At 57.8% G+C, this 15627-nt stretch carries 15 protein-coding genes; 4 read left to right on the top strand and 11 right to left on the bottom strand.

The annotated features are described in order from the left end of the window. Window positions 1-9: 9 nt before the first annotated feature. A complete protein-coding gene (locus BUA38_RS29100) occupies window positions 10-417 on the bottom strand; it encodes a putative quinol monooxygenase (RefSeq protein WP_244553092.1) in 408 nt (135 codons plus the stop codon). Between the two features lie 206 nt (window positions 418-623). Between BUA38_RS29100 and BUA38_RS29095 the strand changes: the two genes are divergently transcribed. Further along, a complete protein-coding gene (locus BUA38_RS29095) occupies window positions 624-1586 on the top strand; it encodes a GlxA family transcriptional regulator (protein WP_072826518.1) in 963 nt (320 codons plus the stop codon). A gap of 219 nt (window positions 1587-1805) precedes the next feature. On the opposite strand, the gene BUA38_RS37225 is transcribed toward BUA38_RS29095, so the two are convergent. Continuing rightward, window positions 1806-1958 (bottom strand): hypothetical protein, encoded by a 153-nt coding sequence (locus BUA38_RS37225; protein WP_156898794.1) that lies wholly within the window; start codon window positions 1956-1958, stop codon window positions 1806-1808. A 709-nt stretch (window positions 1959-2667) separates the two neighbouring features. Between BUA38_RS37225 and BUA38_RS29090 the strand changes: the two genes are divergently transcribed. The 3 genes from BUA38_RS29090 to BUA38_RS29080 all read left to right on the top strand — a co-directional run bounded on the left by BUA38_RS29090 (window position 2668) and on the right by BUA38_RS29080 (window position 6138). Further along, window positions 2668-4329 carry a CoA-acylating methylmalonate-semialdehyde dehydrogenase gene (locus tag BUA38_RS29090; RefSeq protein WP_172806111.1) on the top strand — a complete coding sequence of 554 codons (1662 nt, stop codon included), beginning with the start codon at window positions 2668-2670 and terminating at the stop codon, window positions 4327-4329. 122 nt (window positions 4330-4451) lie between these two features. Then, a complete protein-coding gene (locus BUA38_RS29085) occupies window positions 4452-4871 on the top strand; it encodes a tautomerase family protein (RefSeq protein ID WP_244553091.1) in 420 nt (139 codons plus the stop codon). Between the two features lie 520 nt (window positions 4872-5391). After that, window positions 5392-6138, top strand: coding sequence for a class I SAM-dependent methyltransferase (locus BUA38_RS29080; RefSeq protein WP_072826517.1), 747 nt, complete (start codon window positions 5392-5394; stop codon window positions 6136-6138). 624 nt (window positions 6139-6762) lie between these two features. Here BUA38_RS29080 and BUA38_RS29075 read toward each other — a convergent pair. The 9 genes from BUA38_RS29075 to BUA38_RS29035 form a co-directional block, all read right to left on the bottom strand. Continuing rightward, entirely contained in the window at window positions 6763-7269 is a 507-nt protein-coding gene (locus tag BUA38_RS29075) for an ester cyclase (RefSeq protein ID WP_083587820.1), read from the bottom strand. A gap of 316 nt (window positions 7270-7585) precedes the next feature. Then, on the bottom strand, window positions 7586-8677 hold the full coding sequence (locus tag BUA38_RS29070) for an NAD(P)H-dependent flavin oxidoreductase (protein ID WP_072823399.1): 1092 nt from the start codon (window positions 8675-8677) through the stop codon (window positions 7586-7588). Between the two features lie 516 nt (window positions 8678-9193). Continuing rightward, entirely contained in the window at window positions 9194-10243 is a 1050-nt protein-coding gene (locus BUA38_RS29065) for an enolase C-terminal domain-like protein (RefSeq protein WP_083587819.1), read from the bottom strand. A 224-nt stretch (window positions 10244-10467) separates the two neighbouring features. Continuing rightward, window positions 10468-10686, bottom strand: a complete 219-nt coding sequence (locus BUA38_RS29060) for a tautomerase family protein (RefSeq protein WP_072823396.1) — start codon at window positions 10684-10686, stop codon at window positions 10468-10470. A 16-nt stretch (window positions 10687-10702) separates the two neighbouring features. Next, window positions 10703-10933 carry a tautomerase family protein gene (locus BUA38_RS29055; protein ID WP_072823394.1) on the bottom strand — a complete coding sequence of 77 codons (231 nt, stop codon included), beginning with the start codon at window positions 10931-10933 and terminating at the stop codon, window positions 10703-10705. Window positions 10934-10961: 28 nt separating this feature from the next. Further along, window positions 10962-12386, bottom strand: coding sequence for an MmgE/PrpD family protein (locus BUA38_RS29050; protein WP_197685881.1), 1425 nt, complete (start codon window positions 12384-12386; stop codon window positions 10962-10964). 542 nt (window positions 12387-12928) lie between these two features. After that, the gene (locus BUA38_RS29045) at window positions 12929-13858 is read right to left on the bottom strand and encodes a LysR family transcriptional regulator (protein WP_072826515.1); all 930 of its coding nucleotides are present in this window, start codon (window positions 13856-13858) and stop codon (window positions 12929-12931) included. 151 nt (window positions 13859-14009) lie between these two features. Next, a complete protein-coding gene (locus BUA38_RS38865) occupies window positions 14010-14291 on the bottom strand; it encodes a hypothetical protein (RefSeq protein ID WP_425304991.1) in 282 nt (93 codons plus the stop codon). 60 nt (window positions 14292-14351) lie between these two features. Beyond that, window positions 14352-15320 carry a LysR family transcriptional regulator gene (locus BUA38_RS29035; protein WP_072823390.1) on the bottom strand — a complete coding sequence of 323 codons (969 nt, stop codon included), beginning with the start codon at window positions 15318-15320 and terminating at the stop codon, window positions 14352-14354. Between the last annotated feature and the right edge of the window lie 307 nt (window positions 15321-15627).

Genomic DNA, 15627 nt, shown 5'->3' with positions numbered 1-15627 from the left:
TGCCCGTTGCTACGTGTGACCATTCCGGCATGGGCGACTGTTCACCGGTGATGGCCAAGCTGGTTGATGCAGGTAGGTCTTTGCGCCCGGTTTGCCGAACGCAAAGACATCAGCCGGCTTGTTCTTCATTCCAAGAATATCAACAGGCTCGACTGACGGCGGCTTTCCCAGCATTTCGTCGACGCGCGACATCAAGGACTTGGCGATGTTGTGGGCGAGATGTGCCTTGCGATCCTCTTCGCTGGCAAAGGCGTCGAAGACACCGAACGTCGTCGGCGAGAGCTTGCGAGCAAACCAGATCAGCGTGCCCGCCTCCCGGCTTGTCATTTCAACGCCAGCGACAAGGAAGTCTGCCACCGCCTGCTCCTTGCCCGGCTTGGCTTCCAGCCGTACTTGATCGTCATTTTTCTCCTCCACTGGATGATTACGAAGGGCTCCGACCCCGGCGGAAACTTACGAGAAAGAGCGGGCTGGCAGCATTGGCAGGATTGCCAATTTTGATACCGATCTAGCCAACAAGGTTCGTGTTTGTGGCCAACTTCTCAAGAATCTGAATTTGCTGAGCAGTGAGGAGGCCGCGATTGCGCGTTGGCAAACATGTCGATTCTGATATCGTTCTAGCCATGCGCATTCACATCATTGCTCTCAATGGCGTGTTCGACACCGGTCTAGCCGCGGTGCTTGACGCCTTCGACACCGCCAACGCGCTGGCGAAAATAAACGACATTTCCGCGCTGCCCTTCCAGACGAAGGTGGTAGGCCTGCGAAAGACTGTCGCAACCGCGCAGGGCCTGAGCGTGCCGGTGACATCGGCAACTCGCGCACAGACACCGGATACAGTGGTGATGCCTGCCATCAATCGGATCAAGCCGGAGGAGTTGGTACAGGCGCTCGCCAGCGGCGAGGTACGCGAAGCCGGCGCAGTGCTGCGCAAGTGGTCGGGACGCGGCGCGCTGACCGCGGCCGCCTGTGTTGGCACCTTCGTGCTTGCGGAAGCGGCCCTGCTCGACGGCGAAGCGGCCACCACCACCTGGTGGTTGGCACCTCTGTTCCGGCAGCGCTATCCGCGTGTGCGACTCGACGAGTCGCAAATCATCGTGCAGTCCAACACGGTTGTCACCGCCGGTGCGGCGCTTGGCCATCTGGACCTGGCGCTCACCCTGATCCGGCGCGCCAACCCCGAACTGGCTGACCTCACGGCAAAGTATCTGGTGGCGGATGCGCGCGCCTCGCAGGCACCCTATGCAATCCCTGGGCACCTAGTCCACGCCGATCCGCTGGTAGCCAAATTCGAACCCTGGGCGCGGCGACGTCTGGCCGAGGGATTCTCGCTGGATCAGGCTGCGGTGGCGCTCGCCACCAGTAAGCGCACGCTGGCGCGCCGGATGCAGAGCGTGTTGGGCAAATCGCCGCTCGAATACCTCCAGGATCTGCGGATCGAGCGTGCCGTGCACCTGCTCAAAACCAGCCAGGCCAGCGTCGATCAGATCGCTGCCGATGTCGGCTATGCTGAAGGTGTGACGCTGCGCTCGCTGCTGCGCCGGAAGCTCGGCCGCGGTACGCGCGAAATCCGACGCGGCATCTAAGGCCGCCTCGGTCACGCCTCACAAACTTCAGCTAAACTGAGGCGCGTTCGCTCGGCAGCACGGCATTGTCTGTACCTGCTTCTGCCATCTGGCGAAACCATCCACCCACGAAGACTTCGTTGGCATCTGGGGTAAGTGAGACGGGGAAGCAGATCGGGCGACGAAAAAAACAGCGAGTAAGAGACGCTCGCTCGCGATAACGGCGCTGGCACCACGAAGTTACATCCGCTCCTGCAGCACACGACGGTTGCTCACAATCCCATGCATTCTCGCTTCTTCATCCACTCCGCCGATGAAGTCGGGGAACAAATAATATCCGGCGACTGCAATCAGTGCGCCGCAACCGTAGGAATCAACGATCCCCATCGCCATACGCACGCCCTTTGACCTATCCGGTGTGAACAACGGTCCCGGCAGCACCTAGTCCAGATCCAGATATGGCGCCATAGCACCCGTTTCGACGATGGGGAACCGATTGTGGTCGAGTACCCGCACTCTGCCGAACGGATGCTGGCTCAATGAGTGGACCTCATCGGCGCGGCTAATGTCCCGCGGAGCGAAACGATTTTTGCAGTTCAAAGGGTGCCGATTCGCGCGTTGCACGGACGTACCGCAACTACGTAAGGTAGGGGTTGGATGCAGGTGCCAGTCATCGAACCTGATTTCGAGAGAAGGCAACGGAGGCGCTCGCGCACTTCTGTCCGCGAATTGCCTTCCAAATTGACCGGGGCGGGTCGGGATTCTTGCAGGCCGGATCGTATCGCCTGGATTTCGAAGATCTTCTTGACCTCGGTCAGGCATTTTTTTGGCCATTATCCCAGCAGCTCGATAGTCAATCTCCCACAGCGATATCTCGATCACATTTAATCGCTTGATGTCCTTAGCGGACGGGCCATTCTTTTCGAACAACCTTCGTTTCACGACTTTCCAGCAGTGGGATGCTTCAACGTGCAAGGGGAGTTCTAAAAAGCCAAACCGAAAGAACAGGTGAGGAAGCTATGCCAAGTGCCATTGAGCGGCCGCGCTTTTAGGAACCAGTGCTGCGCCAACGTCAGCAGCCGCGGTGCGTAATTCACACTGAATGTCGGTGCCGAGAATCTGGCACGTGTGCCCTTGCCGCTTCCAAGATGACAGGCCGCCAGTTCGGCTGACTTCAATTTATGCACAACCGGTCCGCCGTATTAGCCGTTTATCTGCAAGCTTAAGCACTTTATGTGAGGTCGATGGAAACAGGGAGGTAGTCGTGGTCACTCAAGTCAAGCACTACATCAATGGCAAGCAAGTCTCTGGCCGCAACGGGCGAACGTCTTCTGTCTTTAATCCCGCGACAGGTGAGCAGACGGGATTAGTGCCGATCGCGAACGCTGCGGACGTCGCGGATGCTGTCGCCGCGGCAACAAAGGCTGCGCCAAAGTGGGCGGCGACTACGCCGTTACGGCGAGCGAGGATTCTGAACCGCTTCCTCCGAATTCTCGAGGAGCGTATCAACGAACTCGCGGACGTCATCGTTGCCGAGCATGGAAAGGTCCACTCGGACGCAGTCGGTGAAATTCAGCGGGGCATGGAGGTCGTGGAATTCGCGACCGCGGCTCCGCAGCTGTTGAAGGGTGAGTTCACCGACAACGTCGGAACTCGTGTCGATAGCTACTCTTCACGTCATCCTCTTGGCGTGGTCGCCGGCATTACTCCCTTCAATTTTCCTGCGATGGTGCCGATGTGGATGTTTCCCGTGGCGCTGGCCTGTGGAAACGCCTTTATCCTGAAACCGTCCGAACGAGACCCATCGGCATCACTGATCTACGCGGAGTGGCTCAAGGAAGCGGGCCTTCCCGATGGCGTATTCAGCGTGGTCCACGGCGACAAGGAAACCGTCGATGCGCTACTACATCATCCCGACATCTCGGCAATCAGCTTCGTGGGATCGACCCCGATCGCGCGGTACATCTATGAAACGGCCGCGACGACAGGAAAGCGCTGTCAGGCACTTGGCGGTGCCAAGAACCATATGATCATCATGCCCGATGCCGACATCGACCAGGCGACCGACGCTCTGATGGGCGCCGCTTTTGGTTCGGCCGGCGAACGGTGCATGGCGATTTCCGTCGCGGTCCCGGTGGGCGAAACCACCGCAAACAGGCTGATCTCCGCGTTGGAGCCGAAGATTCGCAACCTGAAAATCGGACCTGGCACCGATCCAGAGGCGGAAATGGGCCCGCTCGTCACGAAGCAGCATTTGGACAAGGTACGGGGCTACATCGACGCGGGTGTCGCAGAGGGTGCAAAATTGCTGATCGACGGCCGTGGCTTCAAGATGCAAGGTTACCAGGACGGCTACTTCATCGGCGGGTCACTGTTTGATCACGTCACGCCGAACATGAAGATCTACAAGGAAGAAATCTTTGGGCCAGTCCTGGCTGTTGCCCGTGCCCCCGACTACAACACCGCCGCACGGATGATCAACGAGCACGAGTTCGGCAACGGCACATCGATCTTCACGCGCGATGGCGATGCGGCCCGAGAATTTGCGCACCAAATCAAGATTGGTATGGTCGGAATCAACATTCCGATCCCGGTGCCGATGGCGTTTCATTCCTTCGGTGGGTGGAAAGCGTCGATCTTCGGCGACCACTACATGCATGGCCCGGAGGGTGTTCGCTTCTATACCCGGTTGAAAACGATCACGAGCCGCTGGCCAACCGGCATTCGAGCTGGTGCCGAATTCGTAATGCCCAACATGTCTTGATCGCAACGACTGGCCCGCTGCGATCCCGGCAGCGGGCACGGTTCGTTGAAGGCAGCGATGAACCGTCGGTTTAGGAAAAATCGACTTTGCGGCGTCCGTCTCGCCCCGGCCCGGCGGATACAATGGGCGACGTCCTAGGTGGCACGGAGAACGATGATGCCGCTTTTGTGCTTCGATTTGGTTCAAGGGCGTTCGGAAATCAAATCAATATGATACTGGACGTCACCCAAGAGGTTCTGGTCAAATCATTAGGCGTGCCCGAGCGCGACCGTTATCAAATCGTCAGGGAGCATGTGCCATCCAGAAGTCATCGAGGATACCGGTTAGGGATCAGGCGGACCCCGAACATGCTGGTCCTTCAAGTAACGACCCGCCCTCACAGTCACTCCATGAAGCAGGCGTTTTATAAAATGCTGGTGCAGAAGTTGGAGGACGTATGCGGGATTGCACCAAGCGACGTTGTCGTCACGTTCGTAACGAACACGGACGAGGATTGGTCGTTTGGACTCGGACGCGCTCAATTCCTCACGGGAGAGCTCTAGCCCGTGGAAGCCGAACGCTCGGACCTGGCGGGACTCGGGATAGATCCTGGGTATAGCAGCGGCCGACGACGCCCCTAGGGCACTAGTCTAACCGATCGCCAAAAAATTACGCGGTCGGGCCCCGAAATCTAGGGCGCGTCGTCAATTGGGCGATACCCAAATAGTAAGGGCCGTGATTCATCACGATATGTCAGCTGATTCGGAGCAGAGTTTTAAATCCAGGACGTCGGATTTCAAAAACGGCGGGCGCACTTACTTCAACCGAGCGAACAGGAGGTGGGTGTTGAAAGGCGGCCGCCAGGTTGGCGCTGCTGGGTAGCGATGGGAGATAACCCGCGCTACAGGAGGTTCCAGCTTGTAATGTACCAACTAGTATGTACAGTGTTAGCTAGCTCGAGTAATCCCTTCACTGGGCGGAGCGCGCGGGCAAAGCGCGCAGCGCCTTCGGGCGCCACTCGACGAAATGATTGCCGACGGAGTTGGCCCGTTAGGATCAAGTTGGTAAAAAATGGGGGTTGTTATGTTCCGGCTGATGTTGTTGGGCGCTCTTGCAGCCGCTGGGTGGGCCACGGTCGGAGGTATCCTCGCAGCTGATAGTTCAGTCCCCGGTTATGTGGCGGCGGCCCTCGCTGACACGGCGCGACCGCCCGCCGATGTGAAAATCGATTTGAGTCGCAAGCCGGCAGAAACAATAGCCTTTGCCGGTGTGAAGCCGGGCATGATCGTCGGAGAGTTCTTTCCTGGCGGCGGCTATTTTACCCGAATGTTGAGTGCGGTGATCGGCGCGAGTGGCCACGTCTACGCGATCGAGAATGTAGCGTGGACAGGCGCGCTCGAGGGTGCGCTTGCCGAGGGGCGCCTGACCAACGTCAGTTTGGAGGCACTACCCTTCGGGACGGTCCTGTTTCCCGAGCCTCTCGACATAGTCTGGATAACCCAGAACTATCATGACCTCAAAATCGCTCAATACGGCCAGGTCGACACCGCCGCCTTTAATCGTGCGGTTTTCGCAAGCCTAAAGCCGGGCGGCACATACTTCATACTCGACCACGAAGCACCCGCTGAAACTGATCTCGCTGGGATTGCTCGACTGCATCGCATTGAGAAAACACAGGTGATCCGCGAGGTAACAGCGGCCGGGTTTGAGCTTGCTGCCGAAGGCACCTTCCTGCGGCGGCCGAGCGACGACCATACTTTGCCTGTCTTCGACAAGAAGATAAGGAGCCAGACTGACCAATACGCGCTACGATTTGTGAAGCCACGCTAGCGCTAGTCGCCAGATCATTTTGTCGGCTCCTTGGTAGGCTTGGAACTTGAGTACGTATCGACCTATTGAGAATAGTGTGAGAGCCCTCAAACCAAATCCTACTTAAACTTCCTCTTCGCCCTTGGGGTGCGCCCCCGTCCACCGCGAACTCGTCAAGTTCCGGTTTGAGGTCGCGCAGTCGCTCCATGAAGCCGACGCTTTGTGAAATGCTGGTGGAGAAGCTGGAGGCCGTATGCCGGATCGCACCAGGGGCGGCCTTGTCATCACGCTCGTAGCGAACACGGACGAGGATTGGTCGTTTGAGCTCTGGCGCCGCTCGATTCCTCACGGGAGAGCTATAGCCTGTCGAAGCCTAACCCTTGGAGCTGGAAGAACTCGGGATAGGTTTTGGGTGTGGCAACGGCTGACGACACCACCTAGTCCAACCGAAGCCAAAAAACGTTTACGCCGTCGGACTCGAGATCTAGTGTCCCGGCGGCGCTTAATGCTGGGTTTCTGGAATCCAGCGATGCTGGATATAGCACCACGACAATCCCCTCGGTTGACGTAGCCCGCTTTAGCCGGGAGTCTCCCGAGGAGATTTTACTGTTGTCACGCAGAGGCGAAGGCTTGAACAGCCCGCCGTCAGGCCTTCAACTGCGCCGCCACCCCGGCGAGATCGCCCATGCCCCAATGCTCGACAATCAAGCCGTCTTGAACCCTGAAAATATCGCAGGAAGTGAATCGGAGCGCGCGACCGGTAGGCGCAACTCCCGCGAGCGGGCCGTTATGGGTACCGCTGTAGACGAAGCTTGCAGCCGCAATATTGCCTGACGCGACCGTGGCCTCGATCTCCACCTTGAGGTCCGGTATTCCAGCCAGCCGTGCAGTAAAAACTGCCACTGTCCCCTGCTTCGGCGACTTGCCCTGTGGCGGCGGCGGCGAGGCCGCGCTCACCTGATGGTTGACGTAATTCTCCGAGAACAGCGCCGCGAATGCCGTGAGGTCGTGCGCGCTCAAGGTCGCCGCGAACTTTTGGATCCACGGTGCGGTTGCGTTCTTGTCATCCGCCGACGCCGGCGCGACAAGGGCCGGCACTGCAAGAGCCGATCCCGCCAACGTAACCGTCTTCAAAAGATTCCTTCTATCCATAACGTTTCCCCGATCTGATCATTACATTACGCCGCCATCGAATGAACAAGCGGAACGTGAAGCAAATTGGCACTTATATCGCTTGGTGGCCAAACCACGTTTTGTTGTAGCTGACGAATCTTTCAGAGAGCGGGTATCGGCCAAAACGATCGCTGGAATCTCGCTACCTAGGCTCTGCTGGCAAACTCAGACGGTAATCATGCCTAGTACTCCGATGCGTCTCGTTGGACCTCTTCTCCTGGAAGGAGCGCTCTCGGCGTTGCCGCCATGGGCCCTGGCGATCATCGTCGGTCTCGTAAAGAATCCATATTCGTGGTCACTGCGTGCTCGCGGCGAGCCGGCTAAAATGCGAGAGGGCATCTGCCGCAAGGTTCTCGGTAAGTTGGCCCGACGGCAAGCGGGGCGACAGTCGGGCCGACTGTCCTGACCAGAGGTTCGTAAAATCTCCCGAGCCCGCGGCTTCTGCCTTCGCGCGCAAAGGAGCGAGACCTCCTGCCGCGAACGGAAAGGCAGGCGCCAAAGGCGACAGCGGACCGATCTCGCGAATGAGTCGGTTCAGGACTCCGCGCGCAGGCCGGCCCGTGAAAACGTTGGTCACGGCGGTCCCGTCGTCCCAGATATTTTCCAGCGCTTCCCGGTGGATCTTCGAGACCTTCGCTTCCGGCGAGAAAAGGTAAGCCGTTCCGATTTGAACGGCAGCTGCACCAAGGGAGAATGCTGCGACTATCCCGCGGCCATCCGCAATTCCTCCAGCCGCAATGACAGGCACTTTGACGGCATCGACCACCTGGGGCAACAGCGACATCGTTCCAACTTGCGCGGCCATGTCATGGGTAAGGAAGTTTCCGCGGTGACCACCTGCTTCACTCCCCATCGCGATCACGGCATCGCATCCATGCTCCTCCAGCCAGACGGCCTCTCTCACCGTCGTTGCGGATGAGATGATCTTCGCGCCGGTGCTCTTCACCCGATCAAGCAACAGGTAGCTGGGTAGCCCGAAATGGAAGCTGACCACCTCGGGCCGGAGGGCCTCGACGACCGCGTAATATGCGTCATCGAATGGGGCACGATTTGCGGAAGCCAGCTGTACCTCGCGATCGATACCGAACTCGACGTAGTAGGGTTCCAATTGCTTGCGCCATTGTCGATCGACAAGCGGATCATTTACTGCCGGAGCATGGCAGAAGAAGTTCACGTTGACGGAAGCGGTAGTAGCCGTCCTGAATTTGAGCAACGCTTCCGTAAGCTGAGCCGGCGTCATCTGCGCAGACGGTAAGGATCCGAGTCCACCTGCAAGAGCAACCGCGATAGCCATCTCCGTCGTGCTGGATCCGGCCATCGGCGCCTGAATGATCGGGAGCTTGATGTTGAAAAGCCTCTGGATACGGTCATCAGGCCAATGCGCCATGGGCTGCCTTTCAGGAATGCCAAACTTGAGCCGGCGAGAACGATAGCCGTCATGGGAAGCGGTATAGGCCCCGTGCTGACTCTTTCGCGACGCCCACGATTTTGGTATCGGTGACATGGGCCGAGGCAGCCATTCGCTTTCGGTACTCCTTCGACGGGAAGACCTCGCCGTCCCAATTCTCGACGTCGAGTTCGCGTCACGTGCGTATACCGCGGAAGTGTCCCCCTCCCGCGTGATCTCAATGTTGACGACCGGCGCGTTGTACGTCTCCTGCTGGCTTTGCCCCTGATCGTTGGTTGACTGAAAGAGTAGTGGCCCAGGTCATCGCTCCATTCTGACGATGACCGGTTGGCCATTGGTCGACGCACAGAATTCGCCTTCTTCAAAGGTGGTGTTTCCCAGAAATAGGATCGCGTCGACCATATCCTTACTTTCTACCACGCACCCGACTGGATACAGCTCCAAGGAACTCACGCATTTCGGAAGCGATGGCGTAGTGATCCTCTTTGGGCGAACTCAGATCGTGGCAAGCCGCTTTAGCTTGGCTTCGTCCCATGATATCCCGCTGCCAACCCTTTCTGACGTAAGAACCATTCCGTCACGAATTTTCAGCGGCTCCTCGATAACCGCATCTGCCCAATCAACGTACTCAAGCCAATGGGCGGTGGGCGTCGCGCAAAGCAGGTGGGCGCTGATTTCAGGCATCAGATGCGATGACATTTCGATGCCGTGGGCAGCGGCTACGCCGGCGGCCTGCAGCCAACCGCTTACGCCACCTATCCTGGCCACATCGGGCATCACGTAATCGCTCGCCTGCACGCAAATAGCGCGGAGCAAGCCTTCCGGACCATTGAAGTTCTCGCCGATCTGCAGCGGAATTTTCAATTCGCGGGCCACCGCGGCGCTCGCCTCATAATCCTCGTGACCAATCGGCTCTTCGAGCCAATAGATTCCCGCCTTCTCCAGTTCTCTTCCACGACGAATCGCCTCCGCGCTTGTCAGCGCCTGATTGTAATCCACCATGATCTCAATATCGTCGCTGGGAATGCTCATAAGAACAGCGTTCAAAGCAGCTAGGTCCTCGGAAAGAGACGGATATCCCAATCGGAGCTTAACGGCCCTAAGTCCGCCCTCCAGCAGAGCTTTGGTTTCTTCCGCAAGGCGGTTCGGATCCATCAGCCCAAGGCCGCGGCTGTCATAAGCCAAAAGCGGCTTCGGGCGGGATCCGAGTAACGAGGAAAGCGGAACGCCTTGCGTCTGTGCCGTCGCGTCCCACATCGCCATATCCATCAGGGAGAGCGCCATCCGGACGGTGCCAGTCACCCCAAGCAGAGAAAACTGACGTGAAACCATCTGTGTCGCGTCAAAGGGCGTGACACGCTTGCCCTTCAACAGATCGATCGCTTCCGATAGATGCGATGATATGGCAACCGCACCTGAAGGCCTGTAGCAAAACGCATAGGCCCTGCCGGTTACACCGTCTTCGTTGAGCAAATCAACAAGCAGCAGCGGTACAGCCTTAATGACCGCCGCACTCGTTCCCAGCGTAAACTTCAGCGGGACCATTATGCCACGAGTCGTCAAGGAGCGAATTCGCTGCCCTGGTGCGCTTAGACCATTGCTCATCTTGATCTTTCAACACTCTTCAACGAATGCGGGCGGATGAGCATGTCGTAGCCAAATCGAGCGACGCCGCTCGCACCGTGCATCGCTCGATAACCCGACATCATGTGCAGCGGATCGCATTCGGGCGGTCTGGCCGATCCTGAGCACCCACAACTGCACAGGGCTCAAGCTCGTGCTTTTTTAACAGCCTGACTCGGAGCCTCTTCACCGTGAATTCGACCGGAAATGCTCATGTTGTCGGCCGGATGCTCAAACAGAAGAACATTGATGATCTTCGGATCGGACCCGATGGACTCGTGCGTGACTTGAACGATATCGCGGATCAATTGCGTCTTGCGAGCCTTCGTGAGGCCGGCGGCAATATGACACTCAATATAGGGCATAGATACCTCCGCTTTCTCATTTCAAACGAGCGATCAGCTCTTTGTCGTTGGCGTTGCCTTCGACGAATTCGGGTAAATGTTGCCCGTGCTCCACGAAGTTGATGCCGCGCCCTTCCCTGATGACAAAAAAGATATTGTCGGGCGGTTCGCCAGTTGCTTCACCGATGACGCGCATCAAGCCTGCTGAAAGAGCGCGCTTCTGCTCGTCCGAGCGGCCGTACCGCATGTCGCAAGAAATCATTGACATCGGAATCCTCCAGAGTTGACATGAGCGATCATTGAATCCCCGCATGGGATGCCTGATAGACAGCCTTGGAATTAACTCTCCCAAGGAGACCCATCAAATCGGCGATAGGCCGTTCGTCGATCTTCACCACTGCGTCGACGATGTTTTGGCGGAGCTCAGCGTCTGCGAAGGGCTCGCTGAGCCAATTGAACTTCTCGACTGCACGCTCCCATGACAATGGATTACCGAGACCGCCTTCATATCCCACCTGTTCACGATCGTAAGAGCGACCGCCTTTGGTCTTGATGGTGATACGCGTGCTCAGTTCGTGCGGATATCTTGCGGTGAAGGCGTCGTCCGGACGAATCTCTACCCTGTTCAGCAGGGCCTGGGCGTCGGCAGCCTGGACACGCGCCTGCTCAAGTTGGGCCGGTCCAACCTCGTCGTCCAGAAGCGCTGCTGCAATCAGGTACTTCAGATTGTAATCCGCTTGTTCCTTCGTCTGCGGCCTATCTTTTGGACCGAACGCACCTCCACCCGCGATATCGAAACCCGATTGGAAGATGTCGCAGCGGACGCTCTCAACGTCATCTGCCGTCAAGCCATTTTCGCGCTTCAGCTTGAGCACGACTTCCAGAACCGGTTGACCGTGAATGAGCGAACAGAACTTCTTCATGATCGTACTCTTGATTATCTCAAGAGAGTCGTCTGACCAGTCAACATCGATCTTTTGGTCAAACATCCGCAGCAAACCGCTTGGCCCCTCAAAAAGTCCGGACGGACCGGTGAAACCACGCTTGGCGAGCGACGCGGAATAAACCGCACGCATGCCCGTCATTCCGGGAGAAAACCCCTTCCACTGCGATACTGGTTCAACGTGGACGCAGGTGAGGGAAATGTTGTCAACAGTCGCGATCGAGATAGCATGCGCTATCTGCTCGCCGGTCAGACCGAACAGTTTCCCTGCGCCCGCGGCCGCGGAGATCGCAAGCTGAATGGCATGGTTGAAACCCTTTGCCATGACCGGCACCACGGCGGTGAACCGGCACTGGATCTCATAGGCCACCGCGAGGGCAAGCATGAAGTTCTCGCCAGACGCATTCGCGTGTTCCGCAGCAGCCAGGATGGCACCGAAATTGTCACTGGGATGACATAACCCGCCGGGCGACATGTAGCTATCAAGCAGGTCGACATATCTGACCAGCCCGGAGTTGAACAACGCCGCCTGATCCGGAGCCGTCTTACCGCCGCCGATCAGCGTGCACGATCCGCCGGACCGATACTCCGCAAACTGGTCGCGTAGTGCCACAAACGGCGCTCCGGGAAGTGCAGAGATCGCGCATCCCAAGCTATCCAGAATGTTTCGCTTGTAGAGCTTGCGCGCGTCGGGCTTCAGGGATGCCGAAACAGCTCGGTCAGCAAAGCCGGCGATGGCATTTACCGTAGAAGGGGATGTCGAATTCTTCATTAGCATGTGCGTTTCCCCGGCCAAATTCCAGCGCGATCAATCTGGCTTTTGTCGCGTCAAGGATCGTGCCCGCATCAATTGCGATCATCAAACGAATAGATTCGAGAAGGCAATCTGTGGCGCAGATTGCTCGGCTTACTTTGAAAGCCGTCTGATTATGGCAACGACATTACCTGACAACATCGAGCGACGTATCGTCACTCAGAAGCAGAATCCATCAACTCGGGCGAATTGGTGATCAATTATCGCTGCCATTCAAGCAGGCTTGCGAACCGGATCAGCATCCCAAGACATCTGTAACCACCGAAAGGACATCGGTTCGCATCTACTGAAAACAAAATCAATGCCAGCCTGCGGGTTTGACGATGGCTCCCAATTCCGGCTCCAGCGCAGATCTTGAAGCTCAGGGGAATTACGCCTTGCTTTCGTCGGCCCCCTCGTCCAGATCCAAGCTTGCCGCGCTAATTTTCCGTATTCGACCCGTATTTTTTTCGCATGACAGCGCCCTGGTCAGCGAGCGGTGTGGAGAACTCGCTCGGAGGAGAGGGCTAACCCTGCGGCATAGGTACCACCTTCGCTGAATAAGGCCGTTCGGCGACGGCTACATGCAATCCGGTAGCTGGTCGTACAATCTGGAGGAAGGCCGAAAGCGCACTGGACACGTAGCCGTCTGTGCGCCGAATGAACACAGTCTCCACTTCAGCAAACTCGGGTTCCAGTTCATGCACGGCAACCTGACCGTCTCGCCAAGCCTGGACGACTACCCCCTTGGGCAACAACGTGATCCCGACTCCCGCGGCCACACAGCCCAGAATCGCTTCGATCGAACCGAATTCCAGAGGCTGTGCAACGAGTATTCCAACGTTGCTCAGCAGGCTTTCCAGCTTTGCTCGGTATGAGCAACCAACGCGGAAAACAATGGTTTTCAATTCGTTGATCGAGGAAAGATCTTCAATGCCTCGAATTGAGCGAGGCGTCACCAGGACAAGCTCCTCGCGAAAGAGGCCTTCCTGTTGCAAATCTGGATGGTCAACCGGCCCCGCAACAAACGCGCCCTCTAGTCTGCATTCAACAACGTCCTCGATGAGACTGCAGGTCGTTCCCGTCGTGACCACAGGGCGCACCTTTGGGTAGGCCTTCGTAAAGCTTGCGAGCACGGACGGGAGCCGAAGCGCCGCAGTCGTTTCCAGCGTACCGACTTCCAGCACACCGCTGGGAATGCCGTCATCCCTGGCAGCCGACTTGGCGTCGTTAAGCAGTTTGGATATGCGTGCCGAAAAGGGAAGCATACGGCGCCCGGCCGGAGTGACCTTTACGCCGCGTGCATGCCGCTGGAATAGAAGGATCCCAAGCTCAAGCTCCAACGCCCTCACTCGCGCAGTAACGTTGGATTGCACAGTGTTTAGCTCAGCTGCCGCTCGATTCATGCTGCCGTGCCGGGCAACTGCCTCAAAGACCTTCAGATCGGTTGCGTCCATAACGGGTCCTATCTTCAAAAGTGAGGGGTTCGGCATTAACGCGCTTGAACGAACGATTATCATGTGACCGCAGCGGCCCGCTTTTCAAGTCTGAATCCAACTCTCCTTCGAATTTAGAGCGGTGGGCAGGATCGGCCATGACAAGGTATCTCTAGAAAAAATACCCATATCTCCAGGACAGATATCGAAGTCGTTCCCGTCGCCCGAAGCGGCCACCACCCTGGCCTTTGCGTTGGGATGGATGGGGCTCCTGTGTCGCCCAAAAGCGACCGTCGATCAGAACCTCCTGGGCGTCCAGCATGTGAGCTGCAGTAAGAACGCGCCCATCTGCTATACCGCCCGCAGCAACGTCGATGACGTCCGGGGACGCGTTGCTCCGAGCGTTCACGACCGGCAGCATGAGCGGCAACGTTGGCGGGTGCCGTTTGGCCAGGCCTCCCGCTTCCGTACCTTGAACGACAACAACATCGGGCCCGACAACGGCTGCTCGTCGCTAGTCGGAAGGCACTTTTTCGCGACACAGTTGAAAGCCGCGTTGCTGCCCCGCGGAATTGTTGGCAAGGCGAGAAAAATGCGCCTTGAGGCGAGGCACGGCGAAATCCACGAATGCCCGGGCCTTCGGAACGGCCAGCCGGCCTTGCGGGGAAATGAGGTGCACGGGCACCGCGGCGGGCTCGTCGTGCGCGAGAAGGATTTGCAGCGTGGCTTGCGAAACTTGCTCCGCAATATGATAAGAAAAAAGTCGGGTGATGCCGCGTCCTTCGACGGCTGAGGCAACGGCACCACGAACACTGTTGACCACCAAGCGGGGCGAGAATTGAACCGAGCGAGGGATCGATGATCCCCTCACCGGCGAAAAGCTCCAGGAATCGATTCCGAAGTGAGCCATCGCAATGATCTTGTGTTTTGCAAGATCAGCGGGCTCTTCGATTTTCGGATGCGTCGACAAGTAGCGAGGCGATGCCGCTACGACACGCCGAACCTCGCCCAACCGGATTGCCACGTGTGTGGAATCCGTCAAATGGGCAACTCGCAGGGCAAGATCGACGCCTTCATCGATCAGGCTAACCGGCCTGTCCAGCAGAAGCAATCTAACCGAAACGGTCGGATAGGCGTCCATGAAGGCGTCCAAAACCGGACGCAAGACGTCTTCGCCTGCCGCAACTGGAGCCGTTATGGTCAGCGTGCCGCGGGGAGCCGACCGTTCGCCCGCTGCAACAAGGTCAGCTTCTTCGAGATCTGAAATGACGCGGCGGCATACGACCGCGTACCGTTCGCCCGCTTCGCTCAATTTGAACGAACGCGTCGTGCGGTGAAGGAGGGTAACGCCAACATGAGCCTCAAGAAACGCAAGCGCTCGGCTTATCGCAGCAGGAGACCGCCCCAACTTGCGCCCGGCCTTCCTCAAGCCACCCTCGTCGAGGGCCGCGATGAAGACCTTCATGGCGTCGACTCGATCCACTTACCTACCGCTTCAATTTTGACCTCAAACCAACCTAGGCGATCGTCCGGAGCGCGGCAACGGATCGAAGGCATAATCGGTTTTGATAGGGGTATCTGCACCAATCGTCGCTAGCCCATGCCGCCTATGCCTCCTCAACCTCAAGGCCCGGATGAAGGCTTCCATTCGAGATGGCCCGTCTCCGTGACAATCTCCACCGACAACAACACCAGGACTTTAGTGCACTCAATGCCGTTACGGCACAGCGGACGTGTGGTGCTCTGTAGCGTGCTGCATTTTCCATTATCGCGAGCAGTAACGCGTTGCG

Origin of the sequence: Bradyrhizobium erythrophlei, assembly GCF_900142985.1 — a bacterium.
GTDB lineage: Bacteria > Pseudomonadota > Alphaproteobacteria > Rhizobiales > Xanthobacteraceae > Bradyrhizobium > Bradyrhizobium erythrophlei_B.
Note: the sequence above shows the minus strand (reverse complement) of the source record. Positions and strands in the feature narration are given on the sequence as shown.

Bases quoted from the DNA above. Each gene is read 5' to 3' on its own strand.
- BUA38_RS29070 (WP_072823399.1), bottom strand. From the start codon at position 8,677: ATGGCGCATTGGCCTGATGACCGTATCCAGAGGCTTTTCAACATCAAG.
- BUA38_RS29080 (WP_072826517.1), top strand. From the start codon at position 5,392: ATGTTCCGGCTGATGTTGTTGGGCGCTCTTGCAGCCGCTGGGTGGGCC.
- BUA38_RS29060 (WP_072823396.1), bottom strand. From the start codon at position 10,686: ATGCCCTATATTGAGTGTCATATTGCCGCCGGCCTCACGAAGGCTCGC.
- BUA38_RS29065 (WP_083587819.1), bottom strand. From the start codon at position 10,243: ATGGTCCCGCTGAAGTTTACGCTGGGAACGAGTGCGGCGGTCATTAAG.
- BUA38_RS29090 (WP_172806111.1), top strand. From the start codon at position 2,668: ATGTCGGTGCCGAGAATCTGGCACGTGTGCCCTTGCCGCTTCCAAGAT.
- BUA38_RS29075 (WP_083587820.1), bottom strand. From the start codon at position 7,269: ATGGATAGAAGGAATCTTTTGAAGACGGTTACGTTGGCGGGATCGGCT.
- BUA38_RS29045 (WP_072826515.1), bottom strand. From the start codon at position 13,858: ATGGACGCAACCGATCTGAAGGTCTTTGAGGCAGTTGCCCGGCACGGC.
- BUA38_RS37225 (WP_156898794.1), bottom strand. From the start codon at position 1,958: ATGGCGATGGGGATCGTTGATTCCTACGGTTGCGGCGCACTGATTGCA.
- BUA38_RS29095 (WP_072826518.1), top strand. From the start codon at position 624: ATGCGCATTCACATCATTGCTCTCAATGGCGTGTTCGACACCGGTCTA.
- BUA38_RS29050 (WP_197685881.1), bottom strand. From the start codon at position 12,386: ATGCTAATGAAGAATTCGACATCCCCTTCTACGGTAAATGCCATCGCC.
- BUA38_RS29055 (WP_072823394.1), bottom strand. From the start codon at position 10,933: ATGTCAATGATTTCTTGCGACATGCGGTACGGCCGCTCGGACGAGCAG.
- BUA38_RS29085 (WP_244553091.1), top strand. From the start codon at position 4,452: ATGGGCGACGTCCTAGGTGGCACGGAGAACGATGATGCCGCTTTTGTG.